The sequence below is a fragment of the Nostoc sp. 'Peltigera membranacea cyanobiont' 213 genome, from assembly GCF_002245975.1.
Lineage (GTDB): Bacteria > Cyanobacteriota > Cyanobacteriia > Cyanobacteriales > Nostocaceae > Nostoc.
In genome coordinates this window covers 1-19,413 of the sequence record NZ_NOLI01000107.1, presented here as the reverse complement: position 1 = coordinate 19,413, position 19,413 = coordinate 1, and the positions used below count along the sequence as shown (strand labels likewise).

The 19,413-nt window shown below is 40.4% G+C and carries 12 protein-coding genes; 6 read left to right on the top strand and 6 right to left on the bottom strand.

What is annotated here, in order from left to right; genetic code table 11:
* Positions 1 to 276: 276 nt before the first annotated feature.
* Both CDG77_RS24225 and CDG77_RS24220 read right to left on the bottom strand, forming a co-directional pair.
* Entirely contained in the window at positions 277 to 4,545 is a 4,269-nt protein-coding gene (locus CDG77_RS24225) for an ATP-binding protein (RefSeq protein WP_094331907.1), read from the bottom strand.
* 259 nt (positions 4,546 to 4,804) lie between these two features.
* Positions 4,805 to 5,038, bottom strand: a complete 234-nt coding sequence (locus tag CDG77_RS24220; protein ID WP_317615933.1) for a helix-turn-helix domain-containing protein — start codon at positions 5,036 to 5,038, stop codon at positions 4,805 to 4,807.
* 537 nt (positions 5,039 to 5,575) lie between these two features.
* Between CDG77_RS24220 and CDG77_RS24215 the strand changes: the two genes are divergently transcribed.
* Positions 5,576 to 5,920: a hypothetical protein gene (locus tag CDG77_RS24215; protein ID WP_094331899.1), complete on the top strand. Its 345-nt coding sequence runs from the start codon at positions 5,576 to 5,578 to the stop codon at positions 5,918 to 5,920.
* Between the two features lie 24 nt (positions 5,921 to 5,944).
* On the opposite strand, the gene CDG77_RS24210 is transcribed toward CDG77_RS24215, so the two are convergent.
* Entirely contained in the window at positions 5,945 to 6,871 is a 927-nt protein-coding gene (locus CDG77_RS24210) for a phosphodiester glycosidase family protein (protein WP_094331898.1), read from the bottom strand.
* Between the two features lie 84 nt (positions 6,872 to 6,955).
* Positions 6,956 to 8,221, bottom strand: a complete 1,266-nt coding sequence (locus CDG77_RS24205) for a DUF4912 domain-containing protein (protein ID WP_094331897.1) — start codon at positions 8,219 to 8,221, stop codon at positions 6,956 to 6,958.
* A 661-nt stretch (positions 8,222 to 8,882) separates the two neighbouring features.
* Here CDG77_RS24205 and CDG77_RS24200 point away from each other — a divergent pair.
* Positions 8,883 to 9,266 (top strand): nuclear transport factor 2 family protein, encoded by a 384-nt coding sequence (locus CDG77_RS24200; RefSeq protein WP_094331896.1) that lies wholly within the window; start codon positions 8,883 to 8,885, stop codon positions 9,264 to 9,266.
* 274 nt (positions 9,267 to 9,540) lie between these two features.
* Here CDG77_RS24200 and CDG77_RS24195 read toward each other — a convergent pair whose 3' ends face one another.
* Complete coding sequence (locus CDG77_RS24195; RefSeq protein WP_094331895.1) at positions 9,541 to 10,239, bottom strand: rhomboid family intramembrane serine protease; 699 nt, start codon at positions 10,237 to 10,239, stop codon at positions 9,541 to 9,543.
* Positions 10,240 to 10,362: 123 nt separating this feature from the next.
* Here CDG77_RS24195 and CDG77_RS24190 point away from each other — a divergent pair, with 123 nt between their 5' ends.
* The 3 genes from CDG77_RS24190 to CDG77_RS24180 all read left to right on the top strand — a co-directional run bounded on the left by CDG77_RS24190 (position 10,363) and on the right by CDG77_RS24180 (position 16,527).
* Complete coding sequence (locus CDG77_RS24190) at positions 10,363 to 12,492, top strand: tetratricopeptide repeat protein (protein WP_094331894.1); 2,130 nt, start codon at positions 10,363 to 10,365, stop codon at positions 12,490 to 12,492.
* Positions 12,493 to 12,808: 316 nt separating this feature from the next.
* Positions 12,809 to 15,235 (top strand): hybrid sensor histidine kinase/response regulator, encoded by a 2,427-nt coding sequence (locus tag CDG77_RS24185; RefSeq protein WP_094331893.1) that lies wholly within the window; start codon positions 12,809 to 12,811, stop codon positions 15,233 to 15,235.
* Positions 15,232 to 16,527: a hybrid sensor histidine kinase/response regulator gene (locus tag CDG77_RS24180; RefSeq protein WP_094331892.1), complete on the top strand. Its 1,296-nt coding sequence runs from the start codon at positions 15,232 to 15,234 to the stop codon at positions 16,525 to 16,527. The genes CDG77_RS24185 and CDG77_RS24180 overlap by 4 nt, the downstream gene beginning before the upstream one ends.
* A gap of 65 nt (positions 16,528 to 16,592) precedes the next feature.
* Here CDG77_RS24180 and CDG77_RS24175 read toward each other — a convergent pair whose 3' ends face one another.
* Positions 16,593 to 18,359 carry a serine/threonine-protein kinase gene (locus CDG77_RS24175; RefSeq protein WP_094331906.1) on the bottom strand — a complete coding sequence of 589 codons (1,767 nt, stop codon included), beginning with the start codon at positions 18,357 to 18,359 and terminating at the stop codon, positions 16,593 to 16,595.
* A gap of 286 nt (positions 18,360 to 18,645) precedes the next feature.
* On the opposite strand from CDG77_RS24175, the gene CDG77_RS24170 reads away from it, so the two are divergent.
* Positions 18,646 to 19,308: a Uma2 family endonuclease gene (locus CDG77_RS24170; RefSeq protein ID WP_094331905.1), complete on the top strand. Its 663-nt coding sequence runs from the start codon at positions 18,646 to 18,648 to the stop codon at positions 19,306 to 19,308.
* The last annotated feature ends 105 nt before the right edge of the window (positions 19,309 to 19,413 follow it).

Here is a 19,413-nt window from a genome sequence, read left to right as displayed (position 1 = left end):
ACTCAACAGTATATCTATATTTTTATCCTAAATTATCAAATAATTGCCTATTTTTTTGTGAAATGAAGCAAATTAATGAATAGTTAGATTAAGAATTTAAGTTATGAAATAAAGGGGAAAATTAGCTAGGGGAGGAAGATTTTTTAGCTAGATTAATTTATCCCTATCGCTAGATAAAAAATCTGAAACTATAATTTTTAATAATTTTTATGAATATACCTGATAATGCCAAAACACTCTCGATCGTAAGGGTGTTTTTTGAATGGTTTTTGGAACTCAGACATTCCCATTCCTGCCAATCAGAGTTGCAATTGCGTTGACTAACTCCTCTGGTTCAACGGGTTTAGACAAATGCCTTTGAAATCCTGATTCAAGTGCTTGTTGTTGGTTGATTTCTCCAGCATAAGCAGTTAAAGCGATCGCGGGAATCTGTTTAGCTTGCAATGCCTGCAATGCTCTAACTTGGCGCATCAGCATATAGCCATCTGTCTCTGGCATACCAATATCACTGAGCAAAATATCTGGTTCTGACTCAGCCAATACTTGCAGTGCTTCTTTTGCTGATACCACAGCAATTACCCTTGCTCCCTCTTGTTCTAGCACAAATGTGTGGAATTCACGGGTATCGTCGTCATCGTCTACAACTAAGATTTCGATGCCTGTAAGGATTTCAGTTGTAGAAGAGTCATTTAAACGATCGATATTTATCTGTTCTTTTGGGGTTAACTCTTTTTTGATGAGGGGTAGCCTGACCGTGAAAATAGCTCCTTGCCCTTCCCCTAAACTTTGTGCCCAAATCGTACCACCATGTAATTCTATCAAATGACGGACAATTGCTAACCCTAACCCCAGACCACCAAACCTTCGGGTTGTGGTGCTATCAGCCTGACGAAAATATTCAAACACATAAGGGATAAATTCCGGGTCGATCCCCTTACCTGTATCGCTGACGGTAATCTGAGCTTGAGTATCAATGCGCTCCAGTTGAATAGCAATTTTTCCCCCTTCAGGAGTGAATTTGACAGCATTCGATAACAAATTCCAGATTACTTGTTGTAAACGACCGGAATCACCCAAAACGTGCGATAAAGAAGCATCCAGCATTGTTTTAATTTGAATATCTTTAGCCTCTGCTGCCAAACGCACTGTCTCCAATCCCGCCTCAATTACCAGCACTAGGTTGACAGGAAGCATATTAAGGTTGAGCTTGCCTTGTAAGATTCGAGAGACATCGAGCAAATCTTCAATTAGTTGCGCTTGTAATTTAGCATTCCGCTCGATGGTTGCAATCGCTTTCTTGATCTCTGCTTGGTGAAATTCGCGGGTTTGTAAGAGTCTAGCCCAACCAAGAATGGGATTGAGAGGCGATCGCAATTCATGGGAAAGTACCGCCAAAAACTCATCTTTAATCCGGTTGGCTCTTTCAGCTTCAGTTCTAGCAGCTTGCTCAAGTTGCAGGAGGCGATCGCGTTCGGCTTCTGCTGCTTTGCGTTCTGTAATGTCAATGACTGAGCCAATGTAGCCTTTAAATTGACCGTCCACCCCAAACCAAGGATTAGCAGCATCGATTGTCCAGCGATACACACCATCTTTGCGCCGTAAGCGGTACTCCATACGAAAGGCCGAACAGTAACTCTTAGCTTCCAGAAAAATATTCTTCGCGTCATCGTAATCTTCTGGGTGTACGGCGTTCAACCAGCCAAATCCCAGACCCATTTCCTCAGTTTGATCGGTAAAGTCGTACCAGCTTTTACTGAGATAGGTGCAGTAGCCAGCGATATCTGTTACCCAAACCATGAAAGGGGCATTGTCGGCCATGTTGCGGAACTGTTCTTCGCTTTCACGAAGGGCTTTCTCTGCCTGTTTGCGATCGCTAATCTCTGTAACAAAGATGCTTATTCCTTCACCAAAGGGGTAAAGGCGATTCTCAAACCAGCGTTTCCAAGGAGCATGAAAGTATTCAAACCGAACAACTGTCTGTTGGGCGATTGCCCGATGAACCTGAGTATAAAACTCGGTTTTAACCAGATCGGGAAACACTTCCCAAACAATCCTACCTAGTAAATCTTTCTTTTGGATGCCCACAACATCTGCTAGGCGATCGTTGACAAAGGTATAACGCCACTCCCGATCCAACACATAAAACTGGTCTTGAATGCCAGCTAGGACAGTCTCTAAGTGGGCTTTTGCGACCTCAGCTTCAATGCGTAACCCTTGCTCTCGTTGCATTGCCTCCTCGCGGAGCCGAGCCATTTTTAGGGCTGCCTCCACCCGCGCCAACAATTCCCGAGATGAGAACGGTTTAATTAAATAATCATCGGCTCCCGCTTTTAACCCTTCCACCCGTGCTTCTTCGCCCGCCCGCGCTGACAGCAGAATGATTGGAACTTTTCTCGTTTGCGGATCGGCCCGTAATTCTTGCAGCAGTCCAAAGCCATCTAATTCAGGCATCATTACGTCCGTCAGTATCAAGTCTGGGACACGCCCACGAGCAGAATCCAAAGCAGCTAAACCGTCTGCGACTGATTCCACCTCATACTGCTGACCTAACAGCCGCTTGACGTAATCACGCATATCTGCGTTATCATCAGCCAGGAGAATTCGGGGGGAGGAGTGGAGAGGTAGGGGGGCAGGGGAAGAATCTATATATATGTCGTCTTCTTGAACAATTTCTTCTCCCCCTGCTTCTCTTCTCCCCCTGCTTCCCCTGCTCTCTTCTGGTAGCCAACGCTGGACTTCTTCTAAATAAGGTGTTGCACCTAATGCAGTTGAAGCTAAGGTTCGAGGCGCACTAATCCGGTCTGGAGGCAAATGAGCATATCCTGTTGGAATTGATATAGTAAAGCAACTACCTGCTCCTAGAATACTGGTGACTTTGACTGTTCCGCCATGCATTTGCACCAATTCTTGCACCAGTGACAATCCAATTCCCGAACCTTCAAAAGTGCGTCCTTGCGCCCCTTTAACGCGGTGAAATCGTTCAAAAAGGTGGGGGATTTCTTCTACCGGGATGCCGATTCCTGTATCTTGGACTGCTAACTCAATGCGATCGTTTGCCCACTGCAAGCTGACCGCGATTTTTCCAGCCATTGTGAACTTAAATGCATTTGAGAGCAGGTTAAGAACAATCTTTTCCCACATCTCCCGATCTACATATACTGGTGCTGGAAGGGAAGGACAATTGACTGATAATTCCATCCCTGCGCGTTCTACTGCTGAACGAAATACACTAGCGAGTTCTGCGGTGAAAGTTGCAAGATCCGTGGGTTCATAAGAGGCTTGAACCCGTCCGGCTTCGATGCGTGAGAAATCTAACAGGCTGTTGACCAGTTTTAGCAAGCGGAGTCCATTCCGTTGCACCATTTCTAACTGCTCTCGTTCATTGGCTGGCAGCAGGGTGGCACAATTGGCTAAGGTTTCCTCTAATGGCCCCAACATTAGAGTTAGAGGGGTACGAAACTCGTGACTGACGTTGCTGAAAAAGACAGTTTTAGCGCGATCGATTTCTGCCAAGGCTTGGGCGCGTTTGCGTTCTTCCTCGTAAGCTTGAGCGTTGGCGATGCTGGCTGCAATTTGAGCCGCAACTAAATCGATGAATCTTTTATAATTATCGTCGAATAGCCGGAAGGGATTTAAGCCGACAATTAATATACCAGCTTTTCCTGTGTGACCTGATGGTGCAATTGGCACTGCGATCGCTTGATGGGGCGATCGCTGCCAAACGCCACAAGGTAAGCTACTAAAAGACACTTCCAAATCAGAAATCAGTTTTGCCTGATGGGTTCTGATAACTTCCGCAAAGGGCCAAACTGAATCAGAATTGAGATCGACTGTTTCAGGAACCGCTACATGATTCTGCTCAATACGGCACGTTCCTGCCAGAAAAACTTGCTGCCGATCTGGATCGACCAAATAAATCATTGCGAAAGGCAGGTCGTAAGGGTTGCTCTCTAGACAATTCGCACTCAGCGTACAGGCTTCATCGAATGTCCGTGCATCTGCCGTTCTAGCCGCTAATTCGCGCAAAAGTGCCAACTGACGTTCACCAATGATGCGCTGGGTATCGTCTGTATTGGCGCAGATGATCCCACCCGTGTTTCCCTGGTCATTAGGAACCGGGCTATATGAAAAAGTATAATAAGTTTCCTCCGGGTAGCCGTTGCGCTCCATAATTAGCAGTAGCGCTTCGTCGTAAGTGCCCTCGTTCTTGACCATCGCTGATTCGGCGCGAGGCCCAACCTGATCCCATATTTCCCGCCACACATCAGAAGCTGGCTGCCCTAGTGCTTCTGGATGTTTGCCGCCAATGATCGCTTTGTAAGCGTCATTATAAAGGTTTATGAGTTCTTCGCCCCACCAGACAAACATCGCTTGGCGGCAAGTTAGCATAATCCGCACGGCAGTCTTTAAACTCTGCGGCCACTGTTGTGTTGGGCCAAGAGAGGTTTTTGACCAGTCCCGTTCTCGCATCCTAGCACCCATTTCACCTCCGCCGAGAAGGAAATTTACGTCGGCGTTGCTTGCTGACGTTGACTCGTTCTTCATTAATTCCTCTCGATTGGTCATGCGTCGGTTAAAGGATAAATCTGTGGTCGTTTTTGGTCAAAATACCCTCTAAATTAGACGTTTATGCTGCTAAACAGTCATTTTGGAAGATATTTAAGGTCATATCCAGCGTTGAAATCTCAACTCTGCCGTGACTTTTTAAAGGCAAGTTGCTGTTTTGACTATTTTCTCATTGTCACCTATATATCATCCATATTCCCAGGTGACAAGGCCGATTCTCATTCCGAACTCACAAAGGTTACTCTTGTTCTCGGAAGTATGTTGCCTTGAGAATTTGCCCGCGTTCGCCTAACTCATTGAGTAAGCTACTGATTCGCTGTATTGCTAAAGGAGAAGGTGTTACATGTCCATTTTCCCAACGGTTAATTGTTGGGAAAGTTACACCAAACTCGGCGGCAAATTTTTCTTGAGACAGATTTAACTCTTGCCGCAGGGCACGAATTAGTATGCCAATATTAGGTTGCTTTGCCACAAATAGGCTTCTCATGTGAGCCATATAGATTAAAGTTCATAAAGCACCATATATTAGCAATTTTTACGATAAAGTGTCCTTTTGCGTCTATTACTCCTGAGATAGAGATTGCGATCGCAAATCAGAGCATCACAAACAATTCGATCGAACAGAATTAAGGAGTCAGGAGTCAGAATTCAGTTTGACATTCGGTGCAGGCTTTGCTCGGAAATTTTGACTGAACTCCTATCGGCCATAAATTTAATTTATCGTTTTAAGAAACAAGACTATTTGATTTTATTCTATAAGTTGCTTTATCCTGAAATTAGTAGAGATTTGAACTTTAAACAAATACAAACTTGCCTTGTGATTAATACAAGTTTTTGCCTGAGTAATTAACTCCGCTAATCTCTAGTGCTATCAAAACTCAAATTTATTAGTGAGATAAAAGTAGGTGTTTTGTCAGGATTCCAATACCAAACTAATGCTAAGTTGCCTAAAGTAGTTTTAGTGTTCCTACCTTTTAACCTTGATAAAACAAAGAAGGAGAATAGTTAAATGTTAGATCGGCAAATTGACTGCCCCAGCAGATCCAAGACAAGTGCAACGAACGTAAAACTTTTACAAATCACTCTAGTGGTCTTAATACTTTTAATTAATTTAGCAGTTGTTTTCCCCTCTTGGGCAGAAAAAGCACCTTCTTTAACTAGCAATTCTGACTACTTTCAAGTAGGGCAAAAAGTAATTTGGCTTTACAAGTCTCGTGCAGATTCTAAAGATATCCAAAGAATTCCTGCCGAAGTAGTCCAGTTAAGTTCTAAGCAAGTGCAAATTAAGGTATACAAACATAACCACGAATTTGTCAATCGTTGGGTAAATCCAAACAAACTTGAGAATTTGTAAAAAATAAAATAGTCATCAACTATTTTATTTTTTGTAAATCAAAAAAACTGAACCAATTGGCCCAAGATTTTCTACATAAGTTTTCTGGTTATAATACAATCCTGGAGACATACCTCCATCAAATAAAATTCCTTCTTGAATTTTACCTAAACAGTTATTGCTAGCAATGCCTTCTAGGACATTATCAAACATATCTGGCAGTAACTCTTGATTAAGTTGAGATGATTCAATATCAGAATTAGCTTTCAAGTCATTAACTATTAAGATTACATAGCCTCCATCGGTAATCGCTGCCAGAGAGCGATTGGTAGCATTTTTACAAGCAAATTCTCCCAAATCTTGACAAATATCTTTAAACTTACCCTGACGATAGAACCTGCCATTAGCACCCACTAAATTGTAATTGAGAATATCGCTTTTTCTTCTACCAGTTTGGATAGTGGCTTGTCGCTGGTTGGGTGTACCTCCTGATATTCCAAAGGAAGAACGCTTATTTTTAAATATTCCTGAATACTCTACGCCACGAGAAATATTTAAGCCTTGTGGTTTATTATCAGTACCTATATAGTCGGCATTAATTGCGGCAATTGGTAGTTGTCCATTTAGTTTGGCATTTTCATCACCAATGAGTTCATGAAACTGTTTTGGGATGTATTCTTTACGGAGTTTACCTTTAGCGTCTTTGGCGTAGAGTTTATGAGATAGACCAACATTCACTTTGAAATCTAGTTCTGCTGATTTGGGATTAAAAATAATTACATTGTTAATACCTCTGAGATTTTTTTTACCTTGATTATTGGTTTTAAAAAAATCAATACTGAATTTAGCATCTTTGCCAGGGCAAGTTTTAGATGCTTTAGGGACTGAATTTGCTTCAATCTCTTGACAACCTGATAATAAGCTTGTACCAATTATCAAGATAAATAACAAAAATAATTTTTTTGTTGACATATAATACAAAAAAAACCGCTACAGAATTACTATAGCGGGGAATAATTTAAAATTTCAGTTTGGAGTTAATTTGATAACCAAAACTTAAGAGAACCATTCTACAACAGCTTCTTCTTTGGTGTTAGTATTTCGAGATGGTGTCTCACGGTTAAATTTCATCTGAATTGACCGGGTTTGCTCGCCATCAGCAGCTACAGCCAAAATTGGATAGTCAATTAAACCATCTTGGAAGGACATCTGGAAGCGGAATGTCCCATCTGGATTTAGCTGAATTGGACGACCGCCAATGGTTACGGTAGCGTCGGGTTCGGTTGCACCGTAAACTATCAATTCAGCATCGGCAATTAACCAGAACTGGCGCGGACGCACTGGCACGGCGGAAGCCGAGAAGCCAACACCCGACATTCCGGCACCGGAGGCTGTTAAGCCAGACCCGGTGGGAACTGCCCACATACCCACACCAGATGGGAAAATGTAAGAGCTAAGGGCTTGTTCTGGACTTGCTACTTGGTGTTGCGAACCGAAGATAGAACCAGCAACCCGTAGCGCTTCGACAGATTCGGCTAAACCAAAGATTTGGTCGTAGATGGGGTTGCCATTGGCATTCACAGCATTACTACCATTCGCGGTAGCTGTAGCTGTAGCTGCAATCTTCTTAGCGGGGGGAACTAGTTCGTACTGAGTCTTAGCACGCAAATCTTCTTCAAAGTTGACAGTGATGAAGACATCTTCAATCCAGTCAGAAGGATAGACGGGAGGAATATGTACTCTAGTAGAACGAGCTAGTACTAACCAGCGACCATCAGCAGCACGATAGCCGATATCAATAGCATAATCGCGATCGCTAACTGGAACTGGTAAATACCATTCTCTAGCTAGTTCATCAGCTGGATATTCTTGAATGCTGTGGGGGCTTTGGTATTCGGTATCGATGTCGGTGACATCATAAATCCGTAGTGCGAGTTGTTGTCCCCCTTGGCGGCGCAGTTCCTCTTTATGTTCGTTGGGAATATCCCAGTAAGTGTAAGCCCACTGAGGATCGCGCGGTAAAAGGACAATCCGGCTTTCACCATAGCCAGAGGGCAAATCTGCAAGTCCTTCATCAACATCAGCCAGAGATCCACCTGTACGATCTTCTTGACCTAATTCAAACTTAGCTGCTTCCACGGTTTCCTGTGCCTCCAATGAACGAGATGGACTGAGCGAAGTTTTGCTGCGCTGAACTTCTAAAATTGATGCCAGTAATTGTGATTTACGCATTCGGCTATAGCGAGAGATGCTATATTCGCTAGCAACTCTTCGTAGTTGGCGTAAGGTCATCTCTTCTAGTGGCGGGCGTTCTTTTGCCATTTAATTTATTTGGCCTCCAGTAGTGTAAGCGGTAAATGATTTCCCCTGGTTAAAGAATGCTATGTAAAATGTCATCCACATCCAGATGAATTTCTTATTCCTGACTCCTGGTTTTGCCCAGTTTTAAGTTTTTTAATCTGTTTTTAAATTGAGGTAACTTCCAACCAATTCCTGGTTCTGCCAAAATTAGCATTTCTTTGGGATCGGAGAAGTTGTGTTTGTTAAGTCAATATTAACCACTAAGCATATCTAGGGATCAAGGGGTTTCAATAGGTTTTCTGCCTGTGTTACGAATTTATAAGCCTTTTCGGGATCGTGTTGTCATGGTTTCATCACATTGTTTGCTAGGCTGCTATTGCTCAATAGCAGCCATGTCAAATTTTCATGACATTTAGCTTCGGGCTTTGGGTATGAGGCATTGGTAATTACTAATTTGTCAAATTTGAGAGTTATAATTTAGCAACTCATAAGTAAATCGGCGATAAAAGTTCAATGTATATAAAGAAAGATAAATTATCAGTAGGGTGTGTTATGCCGTAGGCTAACGCACCTGGAATTGTTAGCAGTGAGTTGCGCTGCGCGACAATGCACCCTACATTTAAATTTCTTAATATAGCTACGCCGAGTTACTTAACTCCTAACTTTTAATATTTGATTACCTATGACGAAGGATGAAGTCTTAGCGGCTAATGCAGCTTTTTATCGAGCTTTTGAAAGAAAAGACATTGAGATAATGAGTACAGTATGGTCACAAGGAACTGGTAGTTTTTGTATTCATCCTGGAAGTAATATACTGCGAGGTTGGAAGGAGATTCGCACCTCTTGGGAACAGATATTTAAAAACACCGCTTATATCGAAATCAACACAGATATAATTGCTACAGAATTAAGTGATAATATTGCTTATGTTGTGCTGAGGGAAAATGTGTTCCAAGTAGTTGGAGGGAGAAGACTTGAAGCACAATCAACAGCTACAAATATATTTCACTTCCTTGGTGGAAAGTGGTATTTAGTTCATCATCATGGCAGTCCAATTATGCGGTAAGAAGAGAAGCAGTTGAGAGGATGTCTGAAAAGTTCTCTTACGGGGATCAAAAGTTATAAATTCCTCTAAATCCCCCGATAAATTGAGAGACTTTGATTCCGATTCTCCGCTTAAAAAGGGTACGGGTGTTTAATTCTCTAAAAGGCTATAAAAATCAAGGATTATAGCAATTTAAATTTGATTATTTTGCTACCTGCGTGTCGAGAGAACAGACAATTACACTCTTATTTATCTGCTTGAAAGTCGATTCAGTCGCTACCCATACCTGAATAAATCATCTTTTCAATCGCATGAAGGCCGCACCAATCCCTAAACCTAAAACCTGTCCCCAAAAAATAACACCCGATTGATTTACGCCAACGGGAGAAATATTTAAACTGCCAATACCATAAAATAATTGTTGCACAAACCACCAAAATATATAGAAAAAGGCTGGAAGTTCGATCGGAAGATACACAATAATTAACGGCAAAATACTGTCAATTTTAGCTTTAGGAAACTTCATAACATAAGCCCCTAAAATAGCTGCGATCGCACCATTTGCCCCAATTAATGGTACTGTCAAACTTGGTTCAGCCAGAATTTGTAAAACTTCTGTTATAATACCACTTGCCAGATAAAATCCGAGATAGCATCTACGTCCCAGAATATTTTCTACAGTCTTGCCAAAAACCCACAGAAATAGCATATTTCCCAATATTTGACTAAAACTGCCGTGTAGAAATATTCCAAAAATTAACGAACATACCCGCCAAATTACAATTATCCAAGCAGCAGAGTTGAAAAAGAGAGCATTTGTAATTGCTGCACTAATCTGGGCTGGAATCACACCCCAACTATTGACAAAATACCCCAATGTCTCACTAAATTCTAGTTGGAGTTCCCATAAAAATACGGCAATATTAATGCCAATTAACCAATAAGTAATAATCGGCTTATTCCAACAACGAATATTATCACTAATAGGAATCATATAAATTTGTCATTGGTCATTAGTCATTAGTTATTCTTCCTCTGGCTACCCTATTCTCCCTATAACCCTTAACCTGTGGCAAGATTGAAATCAGATCGCATCGCACTTAACTAGGCAAACGAGATGCTAGGAAACACACTTGTTGGAAGATACCAAATTATTAGTAACTTGGGAGGAGGGGGTTTTGGTGAAACCTTTGTTGCTTATGATACTCAATTACCTGGTTCGCCTCAATGTGTCGTCAAGAAACTCAAACCGCAGGCAAACGATCCTGTAACTTTGGAGACGGCTAGGCGTTTATTTGATACAGAAGCACAAGTTCTATATAAATTAGGAACTCACGATCGCATTCCTCAACTTTTAGCTTATTTTGAGGAAAATGCCGAATTTTATCTCGTACAGGAATTAATCGAAGGTCATGACCTGAGTCAAGAAATAATACCAGGTAAAACCCTCAGTCAAGAGCAAGTAATTTCACTTTTACAAGAACTTTTGACAATTCTAGAATTTGTCCATCGACAGAATGTAATTCACCGTGATGTTAATCCCCGAAATATCCTCAGACGACACCCAGATGGCAAATTAATCTTAATTGATTTTGGTGCGGTTAAACAAATTACTACCCAAGTGATTACTCCCGAAGGTTCAGCTAAAGGTACTGTTGCTATAGGTACGCCTGGATATATTCCTGGGGAACAAGCTCATGGTACGCCAAAATTAAGCAGTGATATCTATGCTACGGGAATAATTGCTATTCAAGCTCTCACCGGATTATCACCAGAGGAAATAGTAAAAGATGCTGAGACGAATGAAATTATCTGGCGCGATAAAGCCACGGTAACGCCAGAATTCGCTCAATTCTTAGATAAAATGGTGTGTTACGACTTTCGACAACGCTATCCTTCAGCAACGATAGCATTACAAGGGCTGAAAGAGTTAATACTACCACCGGCTGAAACAATAGCGTTAACTCCTATTTCTCCAGCCAAAAATATAACTAAACCTCAATTTAAAAAAGGGATTTTAGGTAAAGTTTTACTAACAATATTTTTAGTCGCAGTAAGTGGAATAGCATCAATATCTATTTTGAATTATATTAATTCAAATAACGCTATAGAATTATCCAAGCAAGGAAATACACTTTTTGATTTGCAACGCTATCAAGACGCATTAGAAGTATATGAAAAGGCTGTTAATATTAGACCAGATTATGCTCAAGGCTGGAATGGTCAAGGCAAAACGCTGTATAAATTAAAAAAATCTAAAGAAGCGCTAGTTGCGTATGATAAAGCAATTCAAATTAAGCCAGATTATTTTGAAGCTTGGAGTGGACGGGGCTTTGTATTGGCAAATCTACAGCGATATCAAGAAGCGATCGCATCTTTTGACAAAGCCCTACAATTAAATAATGAAAGTTCGGAAGTCTGGAATGCTAAGGGTGAAGCTTTTAGTAACCTAAACCAATATGACCAAGCAATTAAAGCTTATGAAAAAGCGATTGAATTAAAATCAGATAATTATGAAGCTTGGTATAAAAAAGGATTAGCTTTACAGAATTCTAACCGATATGAAGAAGCGATCGCAGCCTACCAAAAAGTCGTTGATTTAAAACCAGACTACGACCAAGCTTGGTATAATTTAGGAAATGTGTTAGTTAATCTGCAACGCTACCAAGATGCATTTGCAGCTTATGATAAAGCAGTACAATACAAATCAAATTATTATCAAGCCTGGTTCTCGAGAGGTAATACTCTACTAAATTTACGACGTTATCCAGATGCTATTGAATCTTTTAATCAAGTAATTAAATACAATCCTAGTAACTATCAAGGATGGTATAATTTGGGCTGGTCGCTGCATCAAAATCAACGCTATGAAGAAGCAGTAAAAGCTTATAATAAGGCCGCAACACTTCAGCCAAGAAACTATCAACTCTGGTATAACCTGGGGAACTCACAATACATTTTGCAAAAATACGAAGATGCGATCGCGTCTTATAATAAAGCAGTTCGTTATAAACCAGACCATTCTGAAAGCTGGTATAGCAGAGGTAATGCCCTCTTAAATTTAAAACGGTTTCAAGATGCGATCGCGTCTTACGATCGAGCAATAAAATACAAGCCTAATTACCAACAAGCAGTAGACGGGCGCAATCAAGCCCAGATTCAACTACAATCCGAGAAACCAAAGCCTATAATCGTGCCAATTATCCCAGTCCCTAATTCTACTAATCCACCGTCCCCAACACCATAAATAATTCTTAATGATGCTCTCTACGCATCGCGTCTCGTAGCTTGCTTCCCCGTAGGGGTACGCGGACTCCTTCGCGTAACGCTAACACAATTCGTAATTCGTAATTACGAATTGTTACCAACACTTAATCCGAAGGAATAATTGGAACTTTAGTTGATTTTAAATCATATCTTGAGATAAAAACTTATAATTCGTGGCATTCCTATAAATTTATTGTTTATTTTACCAAAAGCTGTGAGCATCGGTAATTTCTTGGGCAATCTAAAGATAACCTAGAATCTTTTCTTACCGAACTATGCGATTAAGGAGTTAACCCTTGATACGAGCAAACTCCAGCGGATCTGTAGCTAACAGAGGAAATCATCCCTCGCGAAATTTACTGATTCGATTTATTCTTGGCGGCACTACCCTTGTAGTTAGCATTTCGGCTTATTTCAGCTATCAAGCCGCTAGAAATATGATGCTAAAAGATTTGAGACAGAGTGCTTTTTTAGAGGTAAAGAGAGGGGTTGCTGAAATTGAAGAGTGGCTACATGTTCGCCAAGTGGAGGTACAAACCCTGGCTAATACTTCAACTGTACGCTCCTTAAACTGGCCTGTGGCAGAACCGTATTTAAAAGGAGAAGTCAAGCGGATAAATGAATTTTTCCTTTTCCAAATAGCTAACCCTGATGCTTCATATTCCAATACAAAAGTTGGTCGATCAAATAAAAATATTCGGGATCGAGACTACTTTAAAAAGGCAATTGCGGGAAAGAGCAACATTTCCGATCCCTTTATTAGCCGTTCTACAGGAATTCCTTTAATTGCGATCTCTACCCCGATTTGGTCAAACTCTGCTAACAGTAGTTCGCCGATCGGGGCCTTCCAGGGTAATGTGAGAGTCGATCGCATTACAGAGGTTGTTAACTCCCTGGAATACGGTACGAACAGCTATGCTTTTGCGCTCAATTCTCAAGGACAAGCGATCGCCCATCCTAACTCAGCGTTGATGTCAACCCTAGAAAAACCTGCACCCAGCCTGCTGAAAATGAGCGATCGCAATTTAAATGCGATCGCCCAAAGGATGGTAAACAAACAACAGGGAATTGAGTTAATGGAAATTGACGGCACTAAAAAGTATGTAGCTTATCTGCCGTTGCAAGCCGCTAATTGGTCTGTAGCTTTGGTGATTCCCCGCCAAAATATCGAATCTCGATTGCAATTCCTCGATGCGATCGCCTTAATTGTCGGTGGACTAACAGTCACGATGATTACTGTCTTGTGGCAAGTGCAAGCATTTGAACAACGCGAACTAAAAAAATCTAAAACTGCGGCGGATACAGCCAACCACGCTAAAAGTGAATTTTTAGCCAACATGAGTCATGAACTGCGAACACCTTTAAATGGCATTCTCGGTTGTGCCCAAATTTTGCTGCGTTCTCCAGCTTTACCGAATCAAGAGCAATATCACGTCAATATTATTGAACAATGCGGCTCTCATCTGTTGACTTTAATTAATGATATTTTGGATCTCTCCAAAATTGAAGCGAAAAAGCTAGAACTGCATCCTTATGATGTGCATTTACCCTCCTTTCTCCAAGGAATTGTCGAAATATGCCACATTCGGGCAAAAGAAAAGGGCATTTTGTTTGTCTATAAACCCGCGATTGACTTGCCTATAGGGGTTCATATTGATGTCAAAAGATTACGTCAAGTACTATTAAATCTGCTGGGAAATGCCATCAAATTTACAGATGAAGGTCAGGTTACTTTCAATATTGAAGTAATCAATCGACCTCCCAGTGATGGACAGACACTGAAACATCGCCTTCGCTTTATTGTAGAAGATACGGGAATTGGTATAACTCCCGCAGAATTGAGCAAAATTTTCTTGCCATTTGAACAAGTAGGTGAGAAAAAGCGCCAAGCTGAAGGCACTGGTCTGGGTTTAGCGATTACTCGGCAGTTAGTAGAGATGATGGATAGCGATATCCATGTTCAGAGTCAGATTGGTCAGGGGAGTAGCTTCTGGTTTGAGTTGGAGATTCCCGAAGCGATTGACTGGGTACAATCTGCGATCGCTTCATCAGAGAAACAAATCATTGGCTTTGAGGGTAGCGCCTACACCATCCTGATGGTTGACGATCGCTGGGAGAATCGCACAGTGATTACAAACTTACTGCAACCACTGGGTTTTGATGTAGTTGAAGCCAGCAACGGTAAAGAAGGTTTAGAAAAAGCGATCGCCCTCAAGCCAGACTTAATCATCACAGATTTGCTGATGCCAGAAATGGATGGGTTTGAATTAATTAAACACCTCCGTCAGACTCCAGAAATTAAAGATGTATTCATTATTGTTTCTTCCGCTAGTGTCTTTGAAGCCGACCAAAATCGCAGCCTGCAAGCTGGAGGTAACGCTTTCTTAACCAAACCCATACAATTAGATGAATTATTGCATCAACTAGAACAATACTTAAATTTGGTATGGATTTACAGGCAATCTCAGCCGGATGGGGAAAAAGCTAAGGAAGCAATAATAGTAACTGCTCAATTAACCCCTCCTTCCCCCCAAGTGTTACAAGAAATAGTCACCTTAGCCACTAAAGGTAACTTCAATGCCATTCTCAAGTGGGCCGATCAACTTGAGGAAACAGACATAACCTTCACGCCATTTGCTAATGAACTACGGCAACTAGCAAGGCAATTTGATGAAGATTTAATTCTAACTTTTTTGACTAAATATGTGGTGCAAACAGTATGAAAACAATTATTGAAAACCAAAATAATTCTATCAATTATGCTCCTTCTAGAGGAATTATTTTAGTCGTTGATGATAACCCTGCAAATTTACAAGTTTTATCCAGCTTTCTCGATCAATCTAGCTTTGAAGTTTGGGCAGCACGTAGTGGAGAGAAAGCCCTTCAGCGATTAGAAAATGATGATTTACCTGATTTAATCTTGCTGGATGTGATGATGCCGGGTATAGATGGTTTTGAAACCTGTAAACAGCTAAAAAGCAATCCTCGTGTCCAAGATATTCCAGTCATTTTTATGACAGCCCTTTCAGAAACGGCTGATAAAGTCAAAGGTTTGCAATTGGGGGCTGTAGACTACATTACCAAACCTTTTCAGTATGAAGAAGTCTTAGTGCGGATTGAAAATCACCTCAAGCTGAGAAATTTGACGAAAACCTTGATTGCTAAAAACGCCGAATTACAACAGACTCAAGCTCAACTTATTCAAGCAGAAAAGGTAGCAGCTTTAGGGCAACTGACAGCCGGAATTGCTCATGAAGTTAATAATCCCATCAATTTTATAGCTGGCAACTTGAATTTTGTTGAACAATATGTCCAAGAGGTAATTAGTTTACTGTATCTCTATCAAAAATATCTGCCTGAACCCCCAGATGAAATTCAAACCGCAATTCAAAAAAACGATCTTAACTTTTTGTTAGATGATTTATCGAAAATTATTAAATCAATGCAACTTGGTACAGAACGCGTCACAGAAATTGTGTCATATTTGAACAACTTCTCGCGCCACAGAGAAGCTGGTAAGAAACTAGCTAACTTGCATGAAGGGTTAGAAAGTACATTACTCATTCTTGGACATCGCTTTAAAAGAAATGCTCATCATCCAGCCATCCAATTAATTAAAGAATATGGAGATTTGCCACTTATTGAGTGTTTTCCTGGTGAAATAAATCAGGTTTTTATGAATTTAATTTCTAATGCAATCGATGCAATTGAAGAATCACATGAAACTAAAGATATTGATACGCTTCATCAATATCATGGTGTGATTAAAGTTAAAACTGAGGTAATTGGAGAGCAAGTTATTTTAAGAGTTGCCGACAATGGCTCAGGGATAGAAAACGCAGATAAAATAAAAATATTTGATGCCTTTTACACAACAAAACCCGTCGGTAAAGGGACAGGGCTTGGTCTATCGATTGCTTACCAAATTGTGGTTAATAATCATCATGGCAATATTACATACCATTCCAAACCTGGTGAAGGTATAGAGTTTATCGTTGAATTACCTATCCGATAAATGAGATTTTGCAAACTAAAAAATTGCTGTATATAACAAGTCTATATATCTAACAATTACTATTACTACCGAATATTAACTTCTTGCAGGTAATTTCCTACCTGAAGATATTCAATTTTATTAGCTGACTTTTTAGAGATAAATGAATTTGTTCTTTTTGCAGAAGCTACCTTTTGATTGTCAGCTAGCAGACGTTGCTTTTGAGTATACTCATTTAATTTGACTTGAGCTTGAGCATAAACTAGAGTGTCTTGGGGAATGTTTCGGAGAAATTTTACAGCCCGATCGAAATCACCAATAGATGCTTTTTTGTAAGCATTCTGTAAAAAGTAAGCTGCTCTAATCTGGCGCTTTCGGTTGTACTCAGCCAATTTTTCTTGAACTAAAGCACCCGCCCGACTTTCTTTAGGAATTTGTCGCAGATATTGTAATGCACTAGAAAAATCTTTTATCTGGGCGCTTTCGTAAGCTTTTGCTAACAAATCTTGTGTCTGTGCTTCAATATTGATGTATGCTTGCTGAACTAGTTTATCTGTTTTAGATTGCCAATACGAAATATTTGGAATTTGAGAAACAGCATCAAGAACATCTGACCATCGGCTCTCATGAAAAGCTAGTTGAGCCATTTGATATTGTTGGGCAGCAACTTGCCATTGCTCTTGCCATTCTTCAATTGTGGCTTGCGCTTCTGGATAAACATTGCTGTGGGAGGGAATTGATTTAATAAGTGCGATCGCTTCTTGCAAATCCCCGGCTTGATATTCTTGTGTGGCTTTAGATAAAGTTTCTGTTTCTGAGTATGCTGGGGCATTATTAATTAAAGAATATGCACCAAATCCCATCAATAAAGAATTAGCCGCCAGTCCAATTTTCATTCCTGTAAATAGCGGGGCTAATTTACCAGATGTCGGATTATCATCTTCAATCGCCACTTCTGGAAAAAATTGATTATCTGCTTCTAACGTTTCTGGTGGCTGAGTTTCCCATACTATTTGTTTGAGTACCTGCAACACCTCAGCCGCAGACTCGAAACGGTTTTGAGAATCGTAGCGGATCATTTGGCTGAGAACAGCAGCTAGATAATCGTTAACTGGCGTGTTTTGAGAACGCCAAAAAATTTCATTAGTATGAGGATCGACTTTTAATTGTAGTGGTTCTAACCCAGTTAAAGCCTGGATAGCAATCATACCTAAAGCATAAATATCGCTGTTGGGCTGGGTTTGACCAATAAATTGCTCTGGTGGTATGTATCCCAATGAGGTGACGGGAATTCTATAAATCGGCAATTCTGCACCTATGCCAAAATCGATAGACTGGATTGAGCCAAAGTCAATCAAAACTAACTTGCGGAGGGCATCGCTATTACGTCTAATCAAGTTTTCCGGTTTGATGTCACAATGGATTACGCCTTGAGAGTGAACAAATTCTAGAATACCTAAGACATCGATCAGGAATTCTACAACTTCTTTTTCACTCCACAGACACCCCCACTGTTGAGCAATGGGTAATTCCGCAGTCAGTGCATATCCTTCAATTAGCTCTTGCACTAAATAAAACTGGTTGTTTTCTTCAAAACAAGCGATAAATTCAGGAATTTGTGGATGGCTTCCCAGAAGCTTGAGGGTTTCAGTTTCAGTTAGAAACATTAACCTCAGCATCTCCAAGTAGCCAGGTTCGCAACTGCTAACTTTAATCTGCTTAACAACGCATTTGGGACTCTGTGGATAATCTACGTCTACAGCAATGTATGTTTGTCCAAATACCCCTGCACCAAGGGTTTGGACAATTTGGTAACGCCCTTGTAGTAATTTACCGATTATGTGGTTGGTCATGACCTGGTTACTCAGTAAGTCCTTATTATTTAGTTTTTCTGACATTACCTCCTGTTTCCGGAATGCTTTAGAAATAAATAAACGGAGTTTTGATACCTTAAATAAAAGTTTATTTTTTAAGTATTTTTGCGTAAAAAAATATAATCTTTTATTAAAATTCGTATCTTTTATTTCATTGACTATTTTCGATGAAATTTAAGCAAAGGTGTCTGACGTGCAACCTGAGTTACCCTTGAGTTATGAGCAAATAAGTTTAAATTTTGATTTTGGGGATTGAGGAATGCTTATGTTCAACTACAATCCGCTAGATTGCCTACCTTCATCAGTAGAATTACCTGATTCTGACGATACACCTGTGGATAACGAACTGCAAATATTAGTTCCCAATTTATTATTAGCTACTTTAGCTTTCATCTGGCAAAACCGTGATGATTGGTTTTTCGGCATCAACATGGGAATTTATTATACACCCAGTAACCCTGCTATTGTTCCAGATGGGTTTCTCAGCTTGGGTGTAGAACGTTTTGTTGGAGAAAATGGACGTTCTAGTTATGTTCTTTGGGAAGAAGATGGAATCCCACCAATTTTAGCTTTAGAAGTTGTTTCTCAAACTTACAATGGTGAATACGAGCAAAAAAAAATAGATTATGCCAAGTTAGGTATTTTGTATTATGTAATTTATGCTCCAACACGTCTGCGACGAAAGCGACAACGTTTAGAAGTTTATCGTTTAATTGAGGGTAAATACATTTTACAACCAGGGGATAAACTCTGGATGTCTGAAATTGGTTTAGGTATTGGAATTGAAAGAGGAACCTATCAAGGAAAAACACGGGAATGGCTATATTGGTATGACGAAAATAGTAGTAGGTACTTAACGCCAGAAGAACAATTGCAAAGTATTTTAGCTAAATTACAACAGCAAAAAATTGACCTTAATGCACTTTAAATGTTTGACAATTAAAAGTTAAAAGCCAATACGGTTCAGTTAAGGGTAAAACTCTGTTATAGCGGTTCTCAGTTAAGTGAGGTACAAGAACCCCACCCCCAACCC